Annotated in this window: 13 protein-coding genes, 1 tRNA gene and 1 riboswitch; of the genes, 9 read left to right on the top strand and 5 right to left on the bottom strand. The window is 40.9% G+C overall.

The window, feature by feature from the left end:
- Nucleotides 1-23 precede the first annotated feature (23 nt).
- Both purH and HXT46_RS03545 read left to right on the top strand, forming a co-directional pair.
- Nucleotides 24-1,664, top strand: a complete 1,641-nt coding sequence (purH, locus tag HXT46_RS03550; RefSeq protein WP_421786330.1) for a bifunctional phosphoribosylaminoimidazolecarboxamide formyltransferase/IMP cyclohydrolase — start codon at nt 24-26, stop codon at nt 1,662-1,664.
- Between the two features lie 106 nt (nt 1,665-1,770).
- Nucleotides 1,771-2,160: a DUF3017 domain-containing protein gene (locus HXT46_RS03545; RefSeq protein WP_004113661.1), complete on the top strand. Its 390-nt coding sequence runs from the start codon at nt 1,771-1,773 to the stop codon at nt 2,158-2,160.
- Between the two features lie 27 nt (nt 2,161-2,187).
- On the opposite strand, the gene HXT46_RS03540 is transcribed toward HXT46_RS03545, so the two are convergent.
- Complete coding sequence (locus HXT46_RS03540) at nt 2,188-3,174, bottom strand: MIP/aquaporin family protein (RefSeq protein WP_004113663.1); 987 nt, start codon at nt 3,172-3,174, stop codon at nt 2,188-2,190.
- Between the two features lie 199 nt (nt 3,175-3,373).
- Here HXT46_RS03540 and HXT46_RS03535 point away from each other — a divergent pair, with 199 nt between their 5' ends.
- The 4 genes from HXT46_RS03535 (at nt 3,374) to HXT46_RS03520 (ending at nt 10,410) form a co-directional block, all read left to right on the top strand.
- Entirely contained in the window at nt 3,374-4,147 is a 774-nt protein-coding gene (locus HXT46_RS03535; RefSeq protein WP_004113665.1) for a pseudouridine synthase, read from the top strand.
- Nucleotides 4,144-6,348, top strand: a complete 2,205-nt coding sequence (gene der, locus HXT46_RS03530; protein ID WP_004115051.1) for a bifunctional cytidylate kinase/GTPase Der — start codon at nt 4,144-4,146, stop codon at nt 6,346-6,348. The genes HXT46_RS03535 and der overlap by 4 nt, the downstream gene beginning before the upstream one ends.
- Before the next feature lie 65 nt (nt 6,349-6,413).
- Nucleotides 6,414-8,942, top strand: coding sequence for a DEAD/DEAH box helicase (locus HXT46_RS03525; RefSeq protein ID WP_285064359.1), 2,529 nt, complete (start codon nt 6,414-6,416; stop codon nt 8,940-8,942).
- Between the two features lie 94 nt (nt 8,943-9,036).
- The gene (locus tag HXT46_RS03520; protein ID WP_004138252.1) at nt 9,037-10,410 is read left to right on the top strand and encodes a replication-associated recombination protein A; all 1,374 of its coding nucleotides are present in this window, start codon (nt 9,037-9,039) and stop codon (nt 10,408-10,410) included.
- A 75-nt stretch (nt 10,411-10,485) separates the two neighbouring features.
- Here HXT46_RS03520 and HXT46_RS03515 read toward each other — a convergent pair whose 3' ends face one another.
- The 3 genes from HXT46_RS03515 to HXT46_RS03505 form a co-directional block, all read right to left on the bottom strand.
- Nucleotides 10,486-10,791, bottom strand: a complete 306-nt coding sequence (locus tag HXT46_RS03515) for a YhbY family RNA-binding protein (protein ID WP_103013215.1) — start codon at nt 10,789-10,791, stop codon at nt 10,486-10,488.
- Between the two features lie 244 nt (nt 10,792-11,035).
- A complete protein-coding gene (locus HXT46_RS03510) occupies nt 11,036-13,381 on the bottom strand; it encodes an energy-coupling factor transporter ATPase (RefSeq protein ID WP_421785635.1) in 2,346 nt (781 codons plus the stop codon).
- A gap of 58 nt (nt 13,382-13,439) precedes the next feature.
- Nucleotides 13,440-14,054: an ECF transporter S component gene (locus tag HXT46_RS03505; protein WP_009994724.1), complete on the bottom strand. Its 615-nt coding sequence runs from the start codon at nt 14,052-14,054 to the stop codon at nt 13,440-13,442.
- Between the two features lie 5 nt (nt 14,055-14,059).
- Nucleotides 14,060-14,211, bottom strand: a riboswitch (FMN riboswitch).
- 108 nt (nt 14,212-14,319) lie between these two features.
- Between HXT46_RS03505 and HXT46_RS03500 the strand changes: the two genes are divergently transcribed.
- Entirely contained in the window at nt 14,320-15,330 is a 1,011-nt protein-coding gene (locus HXT46_RS03500; RefSeq protein ID WP_421785632.1) for a glycosyltransferase, read from the top strand.
- Nucleotides 15,331-15,428: 98 nt separating this feature from the next.
- Here the strand turns inward: HXT46_RS03500 and adhP are convergent, their stop codons facing one another.
- Nucleotides 15,429-16,439, bottom strand: a complete 1,011-nt coding sequence (gene adhP / locus HXT46_RS03495; protein WP_004111567.1) for an alcohol dehydrogenase AdhP — start codon at nt 16,437-16,439, stop codon at nt 15,429-15,431.
- A gap of 304 nt (nt 16,440-16,743) precedes the next feature.
- On the opposite strand from adhP, the gene HXT46_RS03490 reads away from it, so the two are divergent.
- Together HXT46_RS03490 and ahpC are read left to right on the top strand one after the other, a co-directional pair.
- Nucleotides 16,744-16,819 (top strand) — tRNA-Gly (locus HXT46_RS03490).
- 273 nt (nt 16,820-17,092) lie between these two features.
- Nucleotides 17,093-17,656, top strand: a complete 564-nt coding sequence (ahpC, locus tag HXT46_RS03485; protein WP_004115062.1) for an alkyl hydroperoxide reductase subunit C — start codon at nt 17,093-17,095, stop codon at nt 17,654-17,656.
- Nucleotides 17,657-17,704 lie beyond the last annotated feature (48 nt).

The raw sequence follows: 17,704 nt of genomic DNA, 5'->3' as shown, positions 1-17,704 counted from the left end.
AAGAATCAAGTGCAGATGTGCTGATAACCACAGGTAAAAGGTCAATCAAGCGAGTACTTGTATCAGTATTTTGCAAAGAAGGGCTAGAAACTCTGGCAGACGCTTTTAAAAAGTGCGGAACTCAGGTTGTTTCAACAGGTTCAACAGCTGCAAAACTCCAAGAATTAGGTGTAAAGGTTACGGAAGTATCTGATATAACAGGTTTCCCAGAAAGCTTAGATGGTAGGGTTAAGACGCTCGATCCACATATTCACGCTGGGATTTTAGCAGATATGAGCAATCCTGATCATGTAAAGCAGCTTAAAGAGTTAAATATTGAGCCATTTGATGCTGTTGTAGTGAATTTGTATCCGTTTGTAAACACTGTTATGAGCGGTGGAAGCGAAGCTCAGATTATTGAGAAAATCGATATTGGTGGACCATCTATGGTTCGCGCTGCCGCGAAAAATCATAAATCTGTGGCTGTTATTACAGACCCTGCAGATTATAATATTCTTGCCCAAAGAGTGTTATCTGGAGAAGGTTTTAGCCTAGAAGAACGTGAATACTTGGCGCATAAAGCATTTGAACATACGGCTTCTTACGATGCTGCAATATGCCAGTGGACAAGTGAAGTTTGGTCAATTACAGAAAGTATGAAGACCAAGTCTGAGGAAGACGCAAATTCAGTTGATAAAACAAGTGAGGATTTGATTCTTCCAACTGATTATACGCGTACGTGGAAGTTAAATCGCAAGCTTAGATATGGTGAAAATCCACATCAGCAGGCGGGGCTTTATCTTGACCCATTGCATAAGGGAGGTTTAGCTCAAGCTGAACTTCTTGGTGGAAAGCCGATGAGCTACAACAATTATGTTGATGCGGATGCGGCTTGGCGTGCAGTATGGGATTTTGCCCCACAAATCGCTGTTGCAGTATGCAAGCATAATAATCCTTGCGGCTTAGCAATAGGTGCAACTGCAGCTATTGCTCATAAGAAAGCTCACGCTTGCGATCCTGTAAGTGCTTACGGCGGTGTGATTGCTTGCAATTCAACTGTCACACTAGAAATGGCTGAAAGTGTTCGACCAATTTTCACAGAGGTAATTATTGCTCCAGATTATGAGCCTGAGGCTTTGGAGTTATTGCGCACTAAGAAGAAGAATTTGCGAATCTTAAAGGTTGCAAATCCTCCAGTTTTGGGCTTGCAGGTGCATCCTATTGATGGTGGCGCATTGGTACAAAGCGCAGATAAGATTGATGATTTTGGCGATAATCCTCAAAATTGGACTCTTGTATCTGGAGAAGCTGCAGATACTGATACTTTGAGAGACTTAGAGTTTGCATGGCGCTCGCTTCGTTGCGTAAAGTCTAACGCAATTCTACTTGCGCACGATAATGCTACTGTTGGCATTGGCATGGGGCAGGTTAATCGCGTGGATTCTTGCCACTTGGCTGTTGAGCGTGCTAATACTCTTGCTGATGGTGTTGAGCGTGCTCGTGGAGCTGTTGCGGCTTCGGATGCATTCTTCCCATTTGCTGATGGTCCGCAAATCCTTATTGACGCAGGTGTGCGAGCAATTGTGCAGCCAGGAGGGTCAATTAGAGATGTGGAAGTGTTTGAAGCTGCGCGTGCGGCTGGAGTAACAATGTACACTACTGGTACAAGGCACTTCTTCCACTAAATAGTATTTAACTGAATAATAAAATATTTATTAATTTTTTAATTAATACAAGTATTCTATAAAAAGGACCTTGGATTGTATTTTCGTATACTTTCTAAGGTCTTTTATGTATTATACAAGTATGACAATTAATGATCGGTATGAAAAACAAGACGATGTATCAAAAATTCAAAAGAACATTTTAAATGTAAATGAATCTGAATTAGCAAAAAAATCAAACCATATATACGTTTCGGAAGTCAAAGAAGGAAAACCGTATGCGCAATGGATTGTGGCAGCAATAGTATGCGTAAGCGCAGTGTTGGCGTTTATGGGTAAAACAATGGCTGCCACGGTAATAATTGCCGCAACAGCCATTGTTCTTGGAATCATACGCTTAATATTTACTCAAAAAAGTCCATGGAAGGTTAGATCTGTAGCCTTCGATTCTTTCATAAGCATTTCGCTAGGAATTGGACTATTGATAACGTATTTTTCAATTTTTTTCTTAATGTAGAATCCGATAGATTTAATTCACGAAATTCTATTTATCATCTCTGTTAAAAGGATTAAATGGAACATTATCGTTTCCAGTAGAATCCAAAGTCGTAGAAGGGGTTACTGAAGACTCTGTGTTAACAGGAGGTTCTGGAACTACAGGAACAGTATTCTGTAGAACAGGAGAAGTTTGATTTGAGCAATCAGCAGCAACAGGATTCTGATTATTTGAAGAAGAAGTTGCAAGCTTGCAAATAAGCATGACAAATCCTACGAGCGCAGCGGCAAAAACAGGTGCAATCCAAAATACCCAAAGTTGACTCAATGGTGAGACAGATAACTTTTGCGATTGAGCAAGAATAGCAATGCCAGTAGAACGGGCAGGGTTTAAACCAGCTCCAGTAATTTGATAAGTAATGAAAGCTCCAGCGGCATAAGCAATGCCCATGTGAGTAGAGTATCCGCATTTTGTGCTGCCGTTGTCATTCATGTACGTCATGGCTGTTGCAACAATAACAAGAACTGCAATAATTTCAACAAGAAGAGCAGTAATAACGCCAAAAGATGCATTAACACTCTTAAGTTGGTTTGCAGAAATGGAAGCATTTTCAAAACCATTAACAACAGGAGCAAACCAAGTGTGAGCTGGAACCATCTTTGTTTGTGGCAGAACAAAAACAGTTACTCCAGCTGCAGCGATAGCTCCAAGAACCTGAGCAATAATGTATAAAATTCCAGAAATATAAGGAGTTCTGCCAGTAAGCATAGATGCGATAGTTATAGCAGGATTTACATGTCCGCCAGAAAACTTAGATGCAATACCAATAGCAGCAGCATAAGCAATGCCAGTTCCTACTGCAATCATAAGAACATTTACGCCATACATTGCAGTAACAATAGATGAGAACATGTAGATAGTGAACATTGCAAAAGCGCTTGCAATGAATTCTGCTCCTACTCTAAAAATGAGCGGAGTTCTAAGTGCAGAAGATTGTTTAGAAACAGAGCAATCTGCATTTGAAGTGTAGTTCATAACAATTCCTTACGTTAATTGTGTACACCGCTATGCTGGTTTTTATTATTTACAGCACAACCAAACGTTTGCTATAGTATCACGGCTATGCCATACGCTAACATAGAAAAACGTGGTAATTTCCTGTATTTATTGCAGAATATGAAAATTTGCTACTAATTTATTAAAAGAATACGAATAAGGTCACGTTGGGAGAACGATGCCAAACGCATATTCCCGCGCCAATCAGGCGCAACAAGAATCCAAAAACGCTGTTCGACTGCAAAAGCTACTTGCTGAAGCGGGATTTGGTTCACGCCGAAAGTGTGAAGAAATAATCTTAGATGGGCGTGTTGAAGTAGATGATGAGCTTGTAACAACACTCGGAACTCGAGTAGATCCAAGTAAACAAAAAATACGCGTAGACGGATCGAGAGTGAAATTTAATCACAAGCTTGTAACGCTCGCGCTTAATAAGCCTAAAAGAGTTTTGAGCGCAATGGATGATCCAAAAGGTCGCTTCACTTTAAGAGACATTGTTGGAGATAAGTACGAGCGAATTTTCCACATGGGACGCTTGGACTACGATTCTGAAGGTCTTATTTTAATGACCAACGATGGTGAGTTAAGCCAGCATGTTATGCATCCAAAGTATGAAGTTGAGAAAACGTATATTGCAACTGTTGAAGGCAAGATCAACGGAATGGTTTGCCGCAGGCTAGTTTCGCAAGGCGTAAATCTGGAAGACGGCTGGATTAAGCTCGATCGCTGTGCAATAATCGACCAAAATCACGATGCAACAATCGTAAAAGTTGTTTTACACTCTGGCAAAAATCGCATTGTGCGCAGGATTTTTGGAGCCGTAGGATATCCTGTAAAGCGTCTTGTGCGTACTCAAATTGGGCCTATTAAGTTAGGGGACTTAAAAGCTGGATCGTATCGAGTGCTTTCTCAAACAGAAGTGCGCTCGCTTTCTAAGGAGGTTGGCCTGTGATTTGCGTAGCAATTGATGGACCAGCAGGAGTAGGTAAATCTTCTACTTCTCGTGCTTTAGCGCAATACTATGGTTTTGCGTATTTAGATACGGGGGCAATGTATCGAGCTGCTGCTTGGTGGTGCTTGAAGCAAGGTATTGATTTAAGCAAGCAGCTTGAGTTGGATGAAGAAGGAAATTCAACGAATTCTGCAGATGCAAAACGCTTGAATCAAATTGTTGAAGCTGTTGGAGCATTGTTTACGGAAGATCATGCTGAATTTAGTGTTGATCCAAAAAATCCTGTAGTCGTAATTGATAGTGAAGATATTAGCGAAGAATTGCGTTCCAGCGAAGTTTCTTCGCACGTGTCTACGGTTTCTTCGATTCCTGCAGTTCGACGCATGCTTATTGCTGCTCAGCGCGCGTATATTGCTTCAGAGTCTAGTGAAGATTCTTTCTCAGGCGGAGAGGGAATAGTTGCAGAAGGCCGCGATATTACTACTGTTGTGGCTCCAAATGCTCAAGTTCGAGTGCTTCTTACTGCTCGTGAGGAAGTGCGTCAAGCTCGCAGAAATAAGCAGGATATTGCGCAAGAAAATTTGCAAAATAATGAATCTAAGAATAATGAATCTGAAGAAGACGATATTCGCGCTCGTGATGCTAAAGATGCTAAAGTTACGAATTTTCTTAAAGCTGCAGACGGTGTTACAACTCTAGATAATTCTGATTTAACTTTTGAGCAGACTCTTGACGCGCTTGTAGAGATTGTTGACGATGCAATTGAGCAAGATGAGTACGACCGTTATGCTGCAAATCTTGAAGGCTACGATCTTGATGATGAAGATCGTGCGCTTCTTAGTGGTGATTTTGCAAGCGATGATGAATCGAAAGATACAAAAGCTGTTGGAGTAATCGCCGTTATAGGTCGACCAAACGTTGGAAAATCAACGCTTGTAAATCGTATTTTGGGCCATCGTGTCGCTGTTGTAGAAGATACTCCAGGTGTTACTAGAGATCGCGTAAGTTACGACGCTGAGTGGGCTGGAACCAACTTCAAGCTGGTTGACACTGGCGGCTGGGAAGCAGATGTTGAAGGCATTGATTCTTCTATTGCTCAACAGGCGCAAGTGGCAGTGCGTTTAAGCGATGCTGTGATTTTCCTAGTAGATGGTCAAGTTGGTTTAACTGCTACAGACGAGCGTATTGTTTCAATGCTTCGCGCTGCAGGTAAGCCTATTACTTTGGCAGTTAACAAGGTTGACGACGCTAGAAGCGAGTATTTAACTGCAGAGTTTTGGAAGCTCGGAATGGGTGAGCCTTACGGAATTTCTGCAATGCATGGCAGAGGCGTTGGAGATTTGCTTGACGCGGCTCTTAACTCTTTGAAGAAAGCGAATAAAACTTCAGGATTCTTGACTCCAGAAGGACTTCGCAGAGTTGCTTTAGTTGGGCGTCCAAACGTTGGTAAGTCTTCGCTTTTGAACCATTTAGCTCATGAAGAACGTTCTGTTGTAAACGATTTGGCTGGAACTACTCGCGACCCTGTTGATGAGGTTGTGCGAGTTGATGGAGAAGACTGGCTGTTTATTGACACTGCTGGTATTAAGCGCAGGCAGCATAAGCTTACTGGTGCTGAATACTATTCTTCACTTCGTACGCAAGCTGCGATTGAGCGTTCTGAACTTGCTTTGATTCTTTTCGATTCTTCCCAGCCGATTGCAGAGCAGGATTTGAAAGTTATGAGCCAGGCTGTAGACGCGGGTCGAGCAATCGTACTTGTGTTTAACAAGTGGGACTTGATGGACGAATTTTCCAGACAGCGCATGGAACGCTTGTGGAAAACTGAGTTTGAGCGCGTAACTTGGGCTGAGCGCGTTAATCTCTCCGCAAAAACAGGATGGCATACGAATCGTCTTGCGCGCGCTATGCGAACAGCTTTAGACAGCTGGGATAAGCGCATTCCTACAGGCAAGCTCAACGCTTTCTTAGGTCGTATTCAGTCTGCTCATCCGCATCCTTTGCGAGGCGGAAAGCAAGCGAGAATCTTGTTTGCTACTCAGGCTTCTACGCGCCCACCGCGTTTCGTGATATTCGCAACAGGCTTCTTAGAGCACGGTTACCGTCGCTTTATTGAGCGTTCTCTTCGAGAAGAGTTTGGATTTGAGGGAACTCCTATTCAAATCTCTGTAAAAGTACGAGATAAGAAGAAGCGCAAGTAAAATCGCAAGTAAATAAATGTGCGATTAAAGTCACGAGTAAAGCTTAAGTAAAGTAGGAGCGGAATATGGCTGGTCTGGGCGAGTTAGCTTTTGATTTGCATCATGCTAGCGAAGACGAGATTTTTCAAGCATTTGTTGATTGGGTTAAAGATAACAAGCATGTAGATTTGTGGCCGCATCAAGAAGAATCTGTTATGGATTTGCTTGCAGGAGACCATGTTATCTTAAATACTCCAACCGGTTCTGGAAAATCTCTAGTAGCGCTCGGCATGCATTTTGCAGCGCTCGCTACCGGCAGACGCTCCTACTATACTGCGCCAATTAAAGCTCTTGTTTCCGAAAAATTCTTCGATTTAGTTGCGATTTTTGGGCGCGACAACGTTGGCATGATTACAGGAGATTCGCATATTAACGCGGACGCTCCAATAATCTGCTGCACTGCAGAAATCTTAGCAAATCAAGCCTTACGCGAAGGCGCAAACGCTGAAGTCGATTGCGTTGCAATGGACGAATTCCACTACTATGGTGATCCAGAGCGCGGATGGGCTTGGCAAGTTCCGTTACTTACACTTCCAAATACGCAATTCTTACTTATGAGCGCAACTCTTGGAGACGTAACGGATATTGCGGAACGTTTAGAAAAATCAACAAAACGTAGTGTTGATATTATTGCTAATGCGCCAAGACCAATCCCACTCGAATACGAGTACACAGATAAGCCGCTTGCAACAACTGTAGAACTCTTATTTAACAAGGGTTTAACGCCAATCTATGTAGTTCATTTTTCGCAAGATGCAGCTCTAGAAACAGCTCAAGCGCTTGCAAGCACGGGGGTTTCTAGCAAAGATCAGCGAGACAAAATTGCTCAAGCGATTAAAGGCACTAAATTTACTACAGGTTTCGGCAAAATTTTGCAAAGGCTACTGCGCACGGGTGTAGGCGTACACCATGCTGGTATGCTTCCGCGCTACCGTAGGCTTGTCGAACAGTTAGCTCAGCAAGGATTGCTGCCCGTTATTTGTGGCACAGACACTCTCGGAGTTGGTATTAACGTGCCAATTCACTCGGTTGTTCTTACAGCTCTTACAAAATTTGATGGGAATCGTAGTAGAAAGCTTCGTGCTCGCGAGTTTCATCAAATTGCAGGACGTGCAGGCAGAATGGGATTCGATACTGAGGGCTTAGTAGTTGCAGAAGCTCCAGAGTTCGAGATTGAGAATGCGCGCGCTGTTGCAAAAGCTGGAAATGATCCTAAGAAGCTTAAAAAAGTTAAGCGTAAGAAAGCTCCAGAAGGCTTTGTAGTTTGGGGCGAGCCAACGTTTACTAAGCTTATTGAAAGCGCTCCAGAAACTTTGAATCCTCACATGGTTGTAACGCACTCAATGATTTTGAACGAAGTTACACAAGGTGGGGATGCTAGAGCACGCGTTGAAAAACTTATTGAAGATAGTGCGCAAAAGCCGCAAGATAAAGAGAAATTACTCGAGCGTTGCAACGATATTTTCCAAACTTTGCTCGATACTCAAGTGATTGAATGCAGAGAGCTTTCGGATGGTTCTTGTGATTATGATCTTGATGTTGCTATGCCAGAGGGTTTTGCGCTAGATCAGCCGCTTTCTCCATTCTTACTCGCAGCTTTGGAACTTCTAGACCCAGAATCTCCAAGCTATGCGCTTGACGTAATTTCTATGGTTGAAGCAACTTTAGATGACCCTAAGCCTGTGCTTCGCGCACAAGAGCGTAAGGCTCGCGATGCTGCAATGGCTGGCATGAAGGATGATGGCATTGATTACGAGGAGCGCATGGAACGCTTAGTGGAAGTTAGCTACCCTAAGCCTCTTGAAGATTTGCTTGAGCCTGCTTTTGCGCAATATCGCAAAGATGTTCCGTGGGCAAACGACTACTGGATTAAGCCTAAATCTGTGCTTCGAGACATGGTTGAAACAGCGTCCGATTTTACTGGCTATATTTCGCGCTATGGCATTGCTAGAAGTGAAGGAACGCTTCTTCGTTACCTTTCGGACGCTTATCGTTCGCTTGCTCGCACTGTGCCAGAAGACATGCTGAACGAAGAATTGTGTGATATTATTTCGTGGCTTCGTCTTGTTGTGCGATCTATTGATTCAAGTCTTGTTGACGAGTGGGAAAGTGCTGGAGGGTCGGACGCTGAAGCTAGCGCTGTAACTATGGCTGCGCCTGGAACTTCTGAGTCTGTAGTTGAGGATCGTCGTGGACTTATTGTGTTGATTAGAAACGCAATGTTCCGTCGCGTGCAGCTTATGGATTTGGAAGATGCGGATACTTTAGGAGAGCTTGACAAAGCTTGGGGTTACGGTGTTCACGAGTGGAATGATGTGCTTGACGACTATTACGATGAGCACGAGTATGTTGGTATCGATGCCAAGGCTAGAAGTGGCGACTTGTTTATTTTGGATGATTCTCTTGAGAAGAGTGAACATTCGTGGAAAGTTCGGCAAATTATTGACGATTCGGACGGAGACTATAATTGGGCTATTACTGGAATTGTTGATTTGGATTCCACACAAGATACAGGCGAAGTTGTGTTCTTTGACTACAGCGTGTCGCACGTGTGATTCTTAAAAATGTGCTAACAGAGCACAGAATGCAAAACACAGAATGCAGAATGCAATCGAACGTTTGTTCTATATGTAGTGTAAGCTGGTATTCATGGAGAAAGATTTATTTTCCGCAAGTAGTGCACCTAGCGATGTTACGCGTCCGTTGGCAGTGCGTATGCGCCCAAGCAGTATTGAAGATGTGTTGGGGCAGTCGCATGCGCTAAAAGAAGGTTCGCCTTTGCGCAGGCTTGCAAATCCACAATCTAAAGGTTCTCTTACATCTCCAAGTTCTGTTGTGTTGTTTGGACCTCCAGGAGTTGGTAAAACTACGCTTGCTTATATTGTGGCTAGACAGTCTGGTCGCGTGTTCGAAGAGCTTTCTGCTGTAACTTCTGGAGTTAAAGATGTTCGAGCTGTGTTAGATCGAGCGCATGAGCGTTTAGTTAGTAAAGGTCAAGAAACAGTTCTGTTTATTGACGAAGTTCATCGTTTTTCTAAATCACAGCAAGATGCTTTGCTTCCAAGCGTAGAAAATCGCGATGTAACTTTTATTGGAGCTACTACCGAAAATCCAAGTTTTTCAATCATTAAGCCACTACTTAGCAGATCAGTAGTTGTTAAACTTGAGTCTCTTAGTGTTGAAGATTTGCACACTCTGATAGAACGTGCAATTTCTAGCGAAAATGGTCTTAATAATCAGCTTAAAATCGACGAAGACGCAATAGATTCAATTATTCGTTTAAGTGGGGGAGATGCTCGCAAAACTCTTACTATTCTAGAAGCGGCAGCAGGAGCTGTAACAGGAGATGTTGCGTTGCAGCATGGTAAAAATAAGCCTGTAATTACTGCTGATGTAGTTTCTAACGTAATGGATACTACTACAGTTCGCTATGACAAAGATGGCGATGACCATTACGATGTTATTTCTGCTTTTATTAAATCAATGCGCGGAAGTGATGTTGACGCTTCTTTGCATTATTTAGCGCGAATGCTTAGAGCTGGTGAAGACCCGCGTTTTATTGCAAGGCGAATTATGATTGCTGCTGCCGAAGAAGTTGGTATGGCAGCGCCGCAAATTTTACAAGTAACTGTTGCTGCAGCTCAAGCAGTTGCTTTAATCGGAATGCCAGAAGCGCGCATTATTCTTTCGGAAGCTGTGATTGCTGTAGCAACTGCTCCAAAATCAAACGCAAGCTACAACGCTATTAATAAGGCTTTGCAAGACGTTGATACTGGAAATATCGGTCAAGTGCCTCTTCATTTGCGTAACGCGCCAACTGCTTTGATGAAAAGTTGGGGCAATCATGATGGGTACAAGTATGCTCACGATTATCCGGGTGCTGTGGCATCGCAACAATATATGCCAGATGAGCTAGTTGGTCGCGAATATTATCACCCAAATAATCGCGGCTACGAGCACGAGATTTCGCAACGTTTATCTCAAATCCGCAATATTCTCCACAAATCTGCTGACAATAACTAAAGTCAATAATTAAAAGGCTTCTTACAATTCTAAGAAGCCTTTTAATACAGTATTACTATTTTTTTTAAGAGAGTTTTATTCATGAACAAGCATAATGTGGTCAATATCTTCGCGATTTGAAACGCGGAATAACACAAAACGGTTGCCAATTACTTGCACGACTTCTGCACCAAGATGTTCTGCGAGTTCCTGCGCAGCTTCTTTAGCGCTTAATCCAGAGCCATCTTGTACAGCGCACTTCATAAGCTCATGAGATTGCATTGTCTCATCCGCTTGCTTAACAGCAGCATCGCTAATATCGTTTTTTCCAACGTAAAGCAATGGGCTTAAAGTGTTAGCGAGCGCGCGCAATTGCTTAATCTGCTTTTTAGTTAATGCCATTATTTTCCTTCCAAATCGCGTTTAACATGCGTAAAACGCTAAAACGTCAATTTTCAAAACATTAAAACGTCAAAACGCTATATTGTCAAACGCAATTATCGACAACCAACTATCGACTATTGATCATCTACTTGTAACGCTTAAATTTTCAATGCTTATCGGATTATACATTAACCTTAAGAATCCGCGTTCAATACGTTCAATACGATTAATACGCTCAATATGCAAATATTACAGTTATCAGTTATACAAATATTCCAGCAAAAATTATTCCGCACACAATAGCTAATGTAATTATTAAAAGTGCAAAGTCTTTTAAGCGCATTTTCTCCGTATGTAAGTGCGTGCGCTTAGCTCCAGGAACGTAGCATCTAGAATCTAGCGCAAGTCCCAGTGTGTTTGCGTGCCGAATCACGCTTGCAAATCCTGGAACTATAAGAGATGTTATTGCTTGCAATCGCTTTTTTATAGACCCGTCTTTTATGTTTCCGCCTCTTGCAATTTGAGCTAAAGCTACAGATTCTGCTTCTTTTGCAAGAGTCGGCAAAAATCGCAAAGCGAGGCTCATAATAAGAGCAATTTCTTGACTTGGCAATCCTATGATTCTAAGAGGCGAAATAATAGACGCGCACGCTTCAGTCAACTGCGTTTGGCTTATTGTTAGTACAATTATTGATCCGATTAGTATAACAAGCGAAAATCTTGAAGCGAAAAGTATTGCAAACTTTATTCCATCATCTGTTATTAATAGCGGTCCAATTTTAAAAATTTCTCTTCCAGAATGCACAACTAGAAGATTAAACATTCCAGAAAATACGAATATTGCAATAAACATATGCAATGACAACAATAATTTTATAGGTGATATTCTAGCGAGAAATATTAGAGCAAGCGTTGATAGTGCAAGAATTCCTAGTTGATAGAAGTTTGTAATACTAAACGCGCTAAACATAAGAATTAAGCATGATATTAGTATGATTCGCGTATTGAATAAGCTTAGCAATGACTTGTTTTTGATTTCGTTTTTCTTTTCGTTAACATTCTCGCTAGCATTTTCAAGCTTTTCGTCTTGCGCGTGTTCTTGAATCTCCTTCTTTTTGCGCGATTCTAACGTAACTATGCGCGCTCCAAGCGATTTTGCTTCGTTTAGATCGTGAGTAATAACAATAATTGTTATGCCTTTATTGTGTAAATCGCTTAAAATTTTTAGTACGATTTTTGCATACTCAAAATCTAATCCTGCTGTAGGCTCGTCTAAAACCAAAATTTTTGGATTGCAAGCTAAAACACCTGCGATTGCTGCTAGTCGTTGCTGTCCGCCAGAAAGTTCGAATGGGGATTTTTGTGCTAAGTGTTCAATATGCAATGATTTTAGTGCGTTCAATACTCTGGAATGTAATTCACGTCCTTCTAATCCAAAGTTTTTTGGCCCGTATGCTACGTCTTCAAAAACAGTTTGTGCAAAAAGTTGCTGTTCTGGCAATTGCATAACGTAACCAATGTTTTTGCGAATTTCTCGCATTTGCGATTTGCTTGTTTTTTCGCTAATTTTTATTCCGTTTACGCAAATGGAGCCAGAATCGTATTTAATAAGTGCGCATATTGTTTTTGCGAGCGTTGATTTTCCGCACCCGTTTTTTCCCATTATTGCAACGATTTCGCCTGATTTTACGCTTAGAGAATAGTCTCTTATTATTGGAGTTTGACTATTTGTATAGCTCACATTTAAATTCGATATTTCAATTGCTGTATTTGATTTTTTTGCATTTTCCGTCATGCTTTTTGATTCAATAACAGCTGGCGATTTTTCCGTGAAAAATTCATCTAATTCCAATAAACTTACATCACGCAATTTTCCATTTTCTAGCATCAATATTCGATCCGCATTTTTGCATTCGCTAATCTTATGCGTAACTTGTACGATTGTTGTGCCGCTCGTTTGCAATTTGTTAAAAAGCTTATTTACATCTTCTTTTGCGCAAGAATCAAGCATGCTTGTAGGCTCATCTAATACAATAAGTTTTGATTTTGTAGCAATCGACGATGCAATAGCAACGCGCTGATGCTGACCTCCACTCATATTGCTCGGGTCGCTAAAACGGTGATTTTCCATGTTTACAGCGCGTAAAGCATTGCTTATATTTTGCTTCATAAATTCTTTAGAAGCGCACAAGTTTTCAAGCCCAAAAGCAACATCGTCTTCTACAACTGTTGTAACGATTTGGTCTTCTGGGCTTTGAAACAATGCTCCAATAGATTCTCGTGCTTTTTGGTAAGCTTTTGAATCAACATTGTTTGCTTCAAAAACTTTTATTCCGCATAGCGTAACAATTCCAGAATCTGGGGAAGAAAGTCCTGCAATAATTTTAGCTAGCGTGGACTTTCCACTACCATTTTTGCCAATGATTGCGATTCTTTGACCATATGCAATTTCAAGATCTATTCCGTCTAGAATCCAAGTTTTTCCGCCATCGTAGCTAAAGCGAACTTTTTGCAAAGAAACAGCATTATCTTTTTTAGCAAAATAATCCGTATTGCTTTTTTCGACTTTGCAACATGTTTTATCTTGAATAACTTTATTGCTTTGCATAATCAGCTTGCTTTTTACTTAATTGACTAATGCTATTTTGGCTAATGCTATTTGTTTGCTATTTGTTGTAGTTAAGAAGCTTTGAAACAGGCTTATAAACAAGCATAGTTATTACGCAATGAATCGCAAGCTTAATAGCATTAAACGGTAGCAGAGCTGGAACTATAAGAGCGGCAACTTGTTCAACGCTCATATGCGCATAAAATGGCGTAATAATAAGATTTCCAACTATTGCAAGAGCAATCGCAACTACAGAGCCAACTATAAGCGAAATAATAGCGCCTTCTTTGGTTCTAATTTTTTTGTAGACGATTGCAGCGCTAACAGACGCACCCATTGAAACCAATATTGCCATTATTGCGCCAAACGGGTTAGTAAAGAAGTGTGGAGCAAATCCTAGCACGCTTACGATTGCAGCGGCGAATGGTCCGTATGCAAATCCTGCAATTAAACACACAATTCCCGAAGGATCGTATTTAAGGTAGCTTAGGTCTGGAATAAGTGGAAATTCTATAAAGCTTACAGCAATAGAGAGCGCAACAAATAGCGCGTATTTAGCAATTTTTTCGCTTGACCAATAGTTTGTGCCAGAGTAAGTTGCGTGATTATTTGCTACTTTATTATTTGCTGTGTGATTGCTTGTTTTATGATTATTTTCGCGTGAAATGCTCATTAGAGCCTCCGTTTCTTTCATCCGGACTTTAACCGTTGGCTTCGGATTTTAACCGAATCAGCAGCGCGTTGCCGCTCGCGGGCTTCGAGAAAATTCACTAATACAAGAATTACCTCGTTACCGCCAGTAAGGATTTTCACCTTCCCTGAAACTACACTTTATTTTTATCTTATGCTATGAACATTTATCTGAAAATGAAGTTTGTACTAAAAAATTTGAATTTTATTAATAATATTGATGGCAATGCTAGTGTAATATTAAAAATATGAGCGAAGTTATAAATGATAATACTATTGATAAGCTTGCTGTTGTTGTAGTTACTTATAAGCGTCAGGAGTTGCTTGAAAATCTGTTTAAATCTTTTGAACGATTAAATCAATGCCCATGGAGGATTGTTGTTGTAGACAATGAGAAGAGTGAAAAAACTCGTGATATGGTGCAAGATTTAGATGATGTTCTTACACGTCGCTGGGGTTCTGCTAGCGTGGATAATTTTGGCGATTCAAACCGCGTTGTTTACGCGCCTCAAAGCAGCAATCTTGGGGGAGCTGGCGGTTTTAGTGCTGGTGTTAAAAAAGCGTATGAACTTGGCGCGCAGTGGTTCTGGGTTATGGACGATGATGTTGAAACTGTTCCAGAATCTATTGAACGTCTTTCAAAGTGGACTAAAAGCCACGATGTGATTCAAGGCAGCCGTTTAGACTACGACGGTGGCGATTTTTATTGGCAATATAAATTTATTGTTTCTCTTGGAATCCCTAATCCAATTGCTCCAGCAGCATTTGGACCATCTGGGTATTGCGTTATGAACACTATGTGCTTTGAAGGCGGATTGTTTAAGCGCAATATTGTAGAGAAAATCGGTTTGCCAGATCCGCATTATTTTATTTATTGGGATGACACAACTTACGGATACCTTGCTAGCAAAGTTACGAATCCGATTGTTGTAAAAGATGTTATTCTTCGTAGAACTCGTAATATTCCTAATTGGGATATTGCTGGCGTTCGTCAACTAAATTCTACTTCTGACATGAATCGTTACCATATTATGCGAAATCGTGGTTTTATGGCGCGATACTTTATGATTCATGGCGATTATCGACCATTTATGTTTGCTCTTGGAACAGCATTAACTGCTGCAAAAGAGTTTATTAGGCTTGTTGCTGTAGATCGTGAGCATATTTTAAGTGGTGTTAAAAAGCTTTTTACTGGTTGGATTGCAAGCAGAAAAATTTTGCATGATCCTAATTGGAAGCCAATGCCTCCGTTGAAATAGTGTACAAAAATTAAGTCTTAAAACATCTTAAAACATAAACTAAAAGCCACCTAGCATTTGCTAAGTGGCTTTTAGTTTTTTTTTATTTTATCTCTTTTTCAGTGGGAGAGGTCGATTACCATTCGACCGCGAATCTTACCGCTGAGCATCTCGTCGAAGATGTCGTTAATGTCTTCCATCTTGCGCATATGGCACTGTGGAAGAACCTTGCCTTCAGCACCAAACTGGAACGCTTCTTCCAAATCCTTACGAGTTCCAACAAGAGAACCAACCAAGCGGATTCCGTCAAGAACAAGGCGAGGAATGCTAAGTTCCATTTCTTCTGGTGGAAGACCAACAGCTGCAACAGTGCCGCCTGCTCGCACAGAGTCAACTGCGCTGTTAAAAGCAGCCTTGCTTACAGCGGTTACGACAGCGCCATGAGCGCCGCCTACCTTCTTCATAGCAAATTCAGGAACATTTTCCTTAAGTGGGTTCACGCACAAATCTGCGCCATATTCCTTAGCAAATTCAAGCTGAGCATCGTTAACATCTACTGCGATTACGTGCGCACCAAATACGTTCTTTGCATATTGCAACGCAAGATTACCAAGACCGCCAAGACCGAATAAAATAAGCCATTCGCCTGGATGTACGCCAGATTCCTTAATAGCCTTGTAGGTTGTAACGCCAGCGCAAGTGATGGAGCTTGCAGGAGCTGGATCCAAGCCTTCTGGGACCTTTACTGCGTAGTCTGCTGCGACGATGCACTCTTGAGACATGCCACCATCGGCAGTGTATCCTGCGTTCAAAACGCTACGGCAAAGTGTTTCTCTGCCTGTGGTGCAATATTCGCAATGTCCGCAACCCTTGAAGAACCATGCTACAGATGCACGGTCGCCTGGCTTTAATGTTGTAACACCAGGGCCAACTTCCTTAACAATGCCAATACCTTCGTGTCCAAGAACAACGCCTGTTTTATCGCCAAAATCTTGGTTCTTAACGTGAAGATCGGTGTGGCATACGCCGCAGCACTCCATATCGAGTAAGGCCTCACCAAATTCCAATGGGCGGAGTTCCTTCTCTACAACCTGAGCCTTCTTATCTTTGGTTGCAACAATAGCCTTCATAGAAACCTCCTTGTTCTATGCTTCATCTTTGAAAAACATTACCTTTTTGGTTTCTTTTACCTGTTTGGTAAAAGCTATCTTTTATTCTACATTATTTTTACGATTTTTCATGATAAAAATCACATTTTAAGAAAAATTTTATAAAAATTTATGGCTTAATGATAATAATTATCGTAATCAATATTTTTCTTTTATTCAACACTCCGTAAAATTGCATGTATATTGCAGAAAAATCACTATAAATTTTTATTTTTACTCATAACTTGCATTTATAAAGAAATCAGGCTATTATGACATTTTGTTTGCGGACATAGCTTAGTTGGTAAAGCGCAACCTTGCCAAGGTTGAGACCGCGGGTTCGAGTCCCGTTGTCCGCTCCATTTTTTTTTCTTCTGCTTTTGTTATATTTTTTTTTAGTTTGTTTTAGTCATATTTGTTTTATGAAAATATAAATTTATTAAAGAGTTATTGATATACGACATCTAGCGCTATAGATGTTGTCTATACATATAGTCTTTTTGATATAAATAATCTATCATGATTTTAATGCTGAATTCTGATTCTAAATAATTAGATTTAGCAAATAGGTCAAAATATTGCTAATTGCAAGAAATGAAAATTTTTTAAATAAACAATTAAAGATTGGAGTTGTTATGAGCCTTATTGGTACGCATATTCTTCCGTTTAAAGTAAACGGATATAAGAATGGGGAATTTGTAGAAGTAAGCGATAATGATGTTCTTGGAAAGTGGGCTATATTCTTCTTCTATCCAGCAGACTTTTCGTTTGTGTGCCCAACAGAGCTTGAAGATCTTGCAAATCACTACGAAGATCTTCAAAAATTAGGCGTAGAAGTTTATTCTGTTTCAACAGACACTCATTTTGTTCACAAAGCTTGGCACGATGACTCTAAAGCTATTGCAAAAGTAAAATACACAATGCTTGGAGATCCAAACGGCGCGCTCTCTAAAAACTTTAATGCTTTGAATGAGGAATCTGGTTTAGCTCACCGTGCAACATTCTTGGTTGATCCTCAAGGAAATATTCAATTCTACGAGATGACAGCAGATGGAATCGGCAGAAATGCAGATGAGATGCTTCGCAAAGTTAAAGCTGCTCAATTTATTGCAGCCCATCCAGGAGAAGTATGTCCAGCAAAGTGGGAGCAGGGAGAAGAAACACTTGCTCCATCTATTGACTTGGTTGGGAAAATCTGATTTTTTAAAAGTCTGATTTTCTAATAATTAATTTACTGCTAAAGATCT

It is taken from the genome of Gardnerella sp. DNF01204 (assembly GCF_049244145.1).
Classification (GTDB): domain Bacteria; phylum Actinomycetota; class Actinomycetes; order Actinomycetales; family Bifidobacteriaceae; genus Bifidobacterium; species Bifidobacterium vaginale.
The sequence above is the reverse complement of the archived record's forward strand: the minus strand, read 5'-3'. Positions and strand labels throughout refer to the sequence as shown.

What these genes read in the sequence shown, in the direction of transcription:
- HXT46_RS03545 (WP_004113661.1), top strand. Translation starts at nt 1,771, where the DNA reads ATGTATTATACAAGTATGACAATTAATGATCGGTATGAAAAACAAGAC.
- HXT46_RS03540 (WP_004113663.1), bottom strand. Translation starts at nt 3,174, where the DNA reads ATGAACTACACTTCAAATGCAGATTGCTCTGTTTCTAAACAATCTTCT.
- HXT46_RS03535 (WP_004113665.1), top strand. Translation starts at nt 3,374, where the DNA reads ATGCCAAACGCATATTCCCGCGCCAATCAGGCGCAACAAGAATCCAAA.
- HXT46_RS03525 (WP_285064359.1), top strand. Translation starts at nt 6,414, where the DNA reads ATGGCTGGTCTGGGCGAGTTAGCTTTTGATTTGCATCATGCTAGCGAA.
- HXT46_RS03520 (WP_004138252.1), top strand. Translation starts at nt 9,037, where the DNA reads ATGGAGAAAGATTTATTTTCCGCAAGTAGTGCACCTAGCGATGTTACG.
- HXT46_RS03515 (WP_103013215.1), bottom strand. Translation starts at nt 10,791, where the DNA reads ATGGCATTAACTAAAAAGCAGATTAAGCAATTGCGCGCGCTCGCTAAC.
- HXT46_RS03510 (WP_421785635.1), bottom strand. Translation starts at nt 13,381, where the DNA reads ATGCAAAGCAATAAAGTTATTCAAGATAAAACATGTTGCAAAGTCGAA.
- HXT46_RS03505 (WP_009994724.1), bottom strand. Translation starts at nt 14,054, where the DNA reads ATGAGCATTTCACGCGAAAATAATCATAAAACAAGCAATCACACAGCA.
- HXT46_RS03500 (WP_421785632.1), top strand. Translation starts at nt 14,320, where the DNA reads ATGAGCGAAGTTATAAATGATAATACTATTGATAAGCTTGCTGTTGTT.
- adhP (WP_004111567.1), bottom strand. Translation starts at nt 16,439, where the DNA reads ATGAAGGCTATTGTTGCAACCAAAGATAAGAAGGCTCAGGTTGTAGAG.
- ahpC (WP_004115062.1), top strand. Translation starts at nt 17,093, where the DNA reads ATGAGCCTTATTGGTACGCATATTCTTCCGTTTAAAGTAAACGGATAT.